This window comes from Chromobacterium vaccinii (assembly GCF_000971335.1).
GTDB lineage: Bacteria > Pseudomonadota > Gammaproteobacteria > Burkholderiales > Chromobacteriaceae > Chromobacterium > Chromobacterium vaccinii.
The window spans coordinates 1-585 of the sequence record NZ_JZJL01000149.1 but is presented as its reverse complement, the minus strand read 5'-3'; the positions used below and the strand labels follow the sequence as shown (position 1 = coordinate 585).

Sequence of the window (585 nt, the reverse complement as noted above, 5' to 3'; positions counted from 1 at the left end):
CAGCCGCACCGCCAGCAGCGAATGGCCGCCCAGCTCGAAGAAGTGGTCATGCCGACCCACCCGCTCCACGCCCAGCAACTCGCGCCAGATCTCCGCCAGCGCCGCCTCGGTCCCGTCCTGCGGCGCTTCGTACGCCCGCACCCCGTACGACGACGCCTCCGGCGCCGGCAGCCCCTTGCGGTCCAGCTTGCCGTTCGCCGTCAGCGGCAAACCCTCCAGCCGCACGTACGCCGCCGGCGCCATGTAGTCCGGCAAGCGGCTGCGCAGCGCTTCCCGCAACGCCTCGGCTTCCGCCTCGCCGCTGTAGTACGCCACCAGCCGCTTGTCGCCCGGCTGGTCTTCCCGCGCCAGCACCGCCGCTTCCTTCACCCCGTCGCACCGCCGCAGCTGCGTCTCGATCTCGCCCAGCTCGATGCGGAAGCCCCGCAGCTTGACCTGGTCGTCGTTGCGCCCCAGGTATTCGATATTGCCGTCCGCCCGATAGCGGCCCAGGTCGCCGGTCTTGTACATCCGCGCGCCGGCCTCGGCGGCGAACGGGTCGCGCAGAAAGCGTTCCGCCGTCAGTTCCGGCCGGTTCAAATAGCC

1 protein-coding gene is annotated in these 585 nt (G+C 71.1%); it reads right to left on the bottom strand.

The genetic code is table 11. From position 1 onward, the window contains the following. A partial coding sequence (locus VL52_RS22995; RefSeq protein ID WP_046159227.1) for an AMP-binding enzyme occupies positions 1-585 on the bottom strand: 585 nt, incomplete at both ends.